Origin of the sequence: Mycobacterium sp. 1245852.3, from assembly GCF_001669335.1 — a bacterium.
Taxonomy (GTDB): domain Bacteria; phylum Actinomycetota; class Actinomycetes; order Mycobacteriales; family Mycobacteriaceae; genus Mycobacterium; species Mycobacterium europaeum_A.
In genome coordinates this window covers 1-4,873 of the sequence record NZ_LZLL01000279.1, presented here as the reverse complement: position 1 = coordinate 4,873, position 4,873 = coordinate 1, and the positions used below count along the sequence as shown (strand labels likewise).

The following is a 4,873-nucleotide window of genomic DNA, read 5'->3' as shown; positions in this document are numbered from 1 at the left end:
TCCAGCACCATCTTCACGTTGCGCGCGCGGTCCAGCGTCATCGACTTCTCACCGTGGTAGAAGTCGCCGTGCCGCATTGTCGCGACGTGCGTGCGCGAGGCCGGTGACCAGTCCCCCATGCTGTGCGGGTGCTTGCGGGCGTACTCCTTGACCGCCTTGGGCGCACGCCGGTCCGAGTTGCCCTGCCGCAGTACCGGGTTTACCGCGCTGCCAAGGCATTTGGCGTAGCGGGCGCGAATCTGCTTGTCCTCGTCCGTCTTTGGGCTCTGCGGAAAGTCCGGAATCTTGTATCCCTTGCCCTGCAGCTCCTTGACCGCGGCGATCAGCTGCGGAACCGAGGCGCTGATGTTCGGCAGCTTGATGATGTTGGTGTCGGGCAGCTCGGTCAGCCGGCCCAGTTCGCCCAGGTTGTCCGGCACCCGCTGTTCTTCGGTCAGGTGCTCGGGGAACTCGGCCAGAATGCGGGCGGCCACCGAGATGTCGCTGGTCTTGATCTGGATGCCCGCCGGCTCGGCGAAGGCACGCACGATAGGCAGGAACGCATAAGTCGCCAGCAGCGGCGCTTCGTCGGTCAGTGTGTAGATGACGGTCGGCTGTTCGGCGCTCACGATCCCTCTCCCGGCGTCAATGATGGGTTGGAAATTTTGGGGGCTCAGCGTTCTGACTGCCACGTTATCAAGGGTGTTTGGACAGGTGTCGACCTGCACGCGCACCGCCGGGGTTAGCACTGAGTCGGCACAGTAAGATAATCTTCGTATTGGTCATGAGCGCCAGCATCAAGCCCCGGCTTGCTGGCCGGCAACCCTCCAACCGCGGTGGGGTGCCCCGGGTGATGACCAGGTTGAGTAGCCACACACACCGGCTATCCGGCAAGCGCGGGTCCGCCATGACGGGCCCCTGAGTAGACAGGGAAACGTGATGTGCATTCTCCCGACCCAATCACGCCCGCTCGTGCGTCGCTGCTAATCCGCGCCGCCGGTGGACGCCTCATCCTCGCGTCCCGGCCGCCCGATGCACATTCCCCTACCAGCAGAAAGCGATCCCGTGACCTCCGACAACGCCGATCACGACACCGATCCGACCGCGCACTGGTCGTTCGAGACCAAGCAGGTGCACGCCGGCCAGCAGCCGGACCCGGCCACCAACGCCCGAGCCCTGCCGATCTACCAGACCACGTCGTACACCTTCGACGACACCACGCACGCCGCCGCCCTGTTCGGGCTGGAAGTGCCGGGCAACATCTACACCCGGATCGGCAACCCGACCACCGACGTCGTCGAGCAGCGCATCGCCGCGCTCGAGGGCGGGGTTGCGGCGCTGTTCCTGAGCTCCGGGCAGGCCGCTGAGACTTTCGCCATATTGAACCTGGCGAGTGCCGGAGATCACATCGTGTCGAGCCCGCGCCTCTACGGCGGGACGTACAACCTGCTGCACTACTCGCTGGCCAAGCTCGGCATCGAGGTAACCTTCGTCGAGGATCCCGACGACCTGGATTCGTGGCAGGCCGCGGTCCGGCCGAACACCAAGGCGTTCTTCGCCGAGACGATCTCCAACCCGCAGATCGACATCCTCGACATCCCCGGTGTCGCCGGGGTCGCGCACGGCAACGGCGTCCCGCTGATCGTCGACAACACCATCGCCACGCCGTACCTGATTCAGCCGTTCTCCCACGGCGCCGACATCGTCGTGCACTCGGCCACCAAGTACCTCGGCGGCCACGGCTCGGCGATCGCCGGGGTCATCGTCGACGGCGGCACCTTCGACTGGACGCAGGGCCGCTTCCCGGGATTCACCACCCCCGACCCGAGCTACCACGGTGTGGTGTTCGCCGAGCTCGGTCCGCCGGCCTACGCGCTCAAGGCGCGCGTGCAGCTGCTGCGCGACCTGGGGTCGGCCGCGTCGCCGTTCAACGCGTTCCTGGTCGCCCAGGGCATCGAGACGCTGAGCCTGCGCATGGAGCGCCACGTCGCCAACGCGCAGCGGGTGGCCGAGTACCTGGCCGGCCACGACGGCGTGCTGTCGGTGAACTACGCGGGCCTGCCCAGCTCGCCGTGGCACGAGCGGGCAAAGAAGTTGGCGCCCAAGGGAACCGGCGCGGTGCTGGCGTTCGAGCTGGCCGGCGGCGTCGAGGCCGGCAAGGCATTCGTGAACGCGCTGAAGCTGCACAGCCACGTCGCCAACATCGGCGACGTGCGCTCGCTGGTGATCCACCCGGCGTCCACCACGCATGCCCAGCTGAGCCCGCAGGAACAGCTGAGCACCGGGGTCAGCCCCGGCCTGGTGCGGCTGGCCGTCGGCATCGAGGGCATCGACGACATCCTGGCCGACCTCGAGCTCGGCTTCGCCGCGGCAGCCAAATTCGGTGTGAGCGCGGGGGCGTCGGGCACCGACCCGCAAGCCGTGGCGGCGTTCTAAGGAGCCCGGCGATGGCGATCTCCGGCGTCCCGACCCAGACGCTGCCCGAAGAAGGCGAAATCGGCTTCGTCGACATCGGCTCGCTGACCACCGAGGGCGGCGCCGTCATCGACGACGTGCACATCGCCGTCCAGCGCTGGGGCGAGTTGTCGCCGACACGGGACAACGTGGTGGTGGTGCTGCACGCGCTGACCGGCGACTCGCACATCACCGGGCCGGCCGGACCCGGGCATCCCACCGGCGGCTGGTGGGACGGGATGGTCGGGCCGGGCGCGCCCATCGACACCAACCGCTGGTGCGCGCTAGCCACCAACGTGCTGGGTGGTTGCCGCGGCTCCACCGGACCCAGCTCCCGGGCCCGGGACGGAAAGCCTTGGGGCTCACGGTTTCCCCGCATCACGGTCCGCGACCAGGTCGACGCCGATATCACAGCGCTGGCCGCGTTGGGGATCGAACGGGTCGCCGCGGTGGTCGGCGGATCTTTGGGTGGTGCAAGGGCTTTGGAGTGGATCGTCGGTTATCCGGACCGGGTACGGGCCGGTCTGCTTTTGGCGGTGGGGGCGCGGGCCACCGCCGATCAGATCGGCACCCAGACCACCCAGATCGCGGCGATCAAGGCCGACCCGAACTGGCAGGGCGGTGACTACCACGACACCGGCTTCGCGCCCGACGCCGGGCTGGCGATCGCCCGTCGCTTCGCGCACCTGACCTATCGCGGTGAGGCCGAGCTGGACGCCCGGTTCGGCAACCACGGGCAGGACGGCGAGGATCCGAACAACGGCGGCCGCTACGCCATGCAGAGCTACCTGGAGTATCAGGGCGACAAGCTGGTGGAGCGCTTCGACGCGGGCAGCTACGTGGTGCTGACCGAGGTGCTGAACAGTCACGACGTCGGCCGAAACCGTGGCGGGGTTCGTAACGCGTTGTCTAGCTGCCCGGTTCCGGTGGTGGTCGGCGGCATCACCTCCGACCGGCTGTACCCGCTGCGCTTGCAGCAGGAGCTGGCCGAGCAGCTGCCCGGCTGCGCCGGCCTGCGGGTGGTGGACTCGCTGTTAGGGCACGACGGCTTCCTGGTGGAAACCGACGCCGTCGGCGAATTGATCCGTCAGACACTGGCATTGGCGGACGACGGGGAAGGCACGTCGCAATCGTGACGCGCTCGCGGCAAGACCGCTCCCTCTCGTTCGGCTCGGCGGCGGCGGCTTACGAGCGTGGGCGCCCCTCCTATCCCCCGGAAGCGATCGACTGGCTGCTGCCGATCGGGGCGCGCCGAGTGCTCGACCTCGGTGCCGGCACGGGGAAGCTGACCACCCGACTGGTGGAGCGCGGCCTGGACGTGGTGGCCGTCGACCCGATCCCGGACATGCTCGAGGTGTTGCGCACCTCGCTACCGGAGACGCGGGCGCTGCTGGGCACCGCGGAAGAGATCCCGTTGGAGGACAACAGCGTTGACGTGGTGCTGGTGGCGCAGGCCTGGCACTGGGTGGATCCCGAGCGCGCGGTGCCCGAGGTGGCCCGCGTGTTGCGGCCCGGCGGGCGGCTGGGTCTGGTGTGGAACACCCGCGACGAACGCCTCGGCTGGGTGCGCGAACTGGGCCAGATCATCGGCAGCGACGGCGACGGCCGCACCCGAGTGACGCTGCCCGAGCCGTTCACCGATGTGGCGCATCATCAGGTGGAGTGGACGAGTTACCTTACGCCGCAAGCGCTGATCGATCTCGTCGCGTCCCGCAGCTATTGCATCACCTCGCCGACCGAGGTCCGCACCAGGACGCTCGATCAGGTTCGCGATTTGCTGGCCACCCATCCGGCGCTGGCGAATTCGACGGGCTTGGCGCTGCCCTACGTCACCGTGTGCACCCGCGCGACGCTGGCCGGGTGAGCATGGAGCAACGGCTGAGTGTGATCACCCTCGGCGTTGCCGATCTGGATCGCGCTTACCGATTCTATGAACGCCTCGGCTGGCGCGGTCAAGAAGTGCAGGAAACGGTCTTCTTTCAGGCCGGCGGTCTCGCGGTGAGCCTGTGGGCGCGCGACAAGCTTTCGGCCGATCTCGGCATCGCCGACCAAGGCGATGACGGCTTCGGTGGTGTCGCTTTGGCACACAACGTGCGCTCGCGTTCCGAAGTGGACGAGATCCTCGCCGCGGCAGAAGATGCCGGAGCGACGATCACGCGTGCTGCTGGCGACACCTTCTATGGCGGGTATGCGGGCGCATTCCGCGATCTCGATGGTCACGCGTGGGAGGTCGCCTACAACCCGGGTTTCTCGCTAGCCGAAGACGGCGCGATCACAGTGCCCGATTTCTCAGAAGGCTGATCACTGGAGTTCAGGTACCCCAGCCGGGTTACCACCCGTCGTCCTCATCCTCGTTTCGCAGCAGTTTTTCGGGGTGGTGGAAGGTGTTGGTGCGGGGTTGGCCGGTGTCGAGGTGTGGGGGTGGTTTCCATTGGGTGTC

The 4,873-nt window shown here is 67.7% G+C and carries 6 protein-coding genes and 1 riboswitch; of the genes, 4 read left to right on the top strand and 2 right to left on the bottom strand.

Features of this window, described 5'->3' with window-relative positions; genetic code table 11:
- Positions 1-608: NADP-dependent isocitrate dehydrogenase (locus tag A9W96_RS12230; RefSeq protein ID WP_197499497.1), on the bottom strand; the 608-nt coding region annotated here is incomplete at its 3' end.
- Positions 609-759: 151 nt separating this feature from the next.
- Positions 760-882: riboswitch (SAM riboswitch) on the top strand.
- A 129-nt stretch (positions 883-1,011) separates the two neighbouring features.
- Here A9W96_RS12230 and A9W96_RS12225 point away from each other — a divergent pair.
- From A9W96_RS12225 to A9W96_RS12210, 4 genes are read left to right on the top strand one after another with little or no spacing between them, the layout of a single operon-like run.
- Positions 1,012-2,415, top strand: a complete 1,404-nt coding sequence (locus A9W96_RS12225; protein ID WP_369829221.1) for a bifunctional o-acetylhomoserine/o-acetylserine sulfhydrylase — start codon at positions 1,012-1,014, stop codon at positions 2,413-2,415.
- An 11-nt stretch (positions 2,416-2,426) separates the two neighbouring features.
- Positions 2,427-3,569: a homoserine O-acetyltransferase gene (locus A9W96_RS12220; RefSeq protein WP_067140045.1), complete on the top strand. Its 1,143-nt coding sequence runs from the start codon at positions 2,427-2,429 to the stop codon at positions 3,567-3,569.
- A complete protein-coding gene (locus A9W96_RS12215) occupies positions 3,566-4,297 on the top strand; it encodes a class I SAM-dependent methyltransferase (RefSeq protein ID WP_067140042.1) in 732 nt (243 codons plus the stop codon). The genes A9W96_RS12220 and A9W96_RS12215 overlap by 4 nt, the downstream gene beginning before the upstream one ends.
- Positions 4,298-4,299: 2 nt before the next feature.
- Positions 4,300-4,734 (top strand): VOC family protein, encoded by a 435-nt coding sequence (locus tag A9W96_RS12210; RefSeq protein ID WP_067140048.1) that lies wholly within the window; start codon positions 4,300-4,302, stop codon positions 4,732-4,734.
- Positions 4,735-4,762: 28 nt separating this feature from the next.
- Here A9W96_RS12210 and A9W96_RS33305 read toward each other — a convergent pair.
- Positions 4,763-4,873 (bottom strand): hypothetical protein (locus A9W96_RS33305; RefSeq protein ID WP_369830829.1); only part of this gene is annotated, 111 nt, incomplete at its 5' end.

Excerpts from the sequence above, each read along its gene's own strand:
- A9W96_RS12225 (WP_369829221.1), top strand. The coding sequence starts at position 1,012 with ATGCACATTCCCCTACCAGCAGAAAGCGATCCCGTGACCTCCGACAAC.
- A9W96_RS12210 (WP_067140048.1), top strand. The coding sequence starts at position 4,300 with ATGGAGCAACGGCTGAGTGTGATCACCCTCGGCGTTGCCGATCTGGAT.
- A9W96_RS12220 (WP_067140045.1), top strand. The coding sequence starts at position 2,427 with ATGGCGATCTCCGGCGTCCCGACCCAGACGCTGCCCGAAGAAGGCGAA.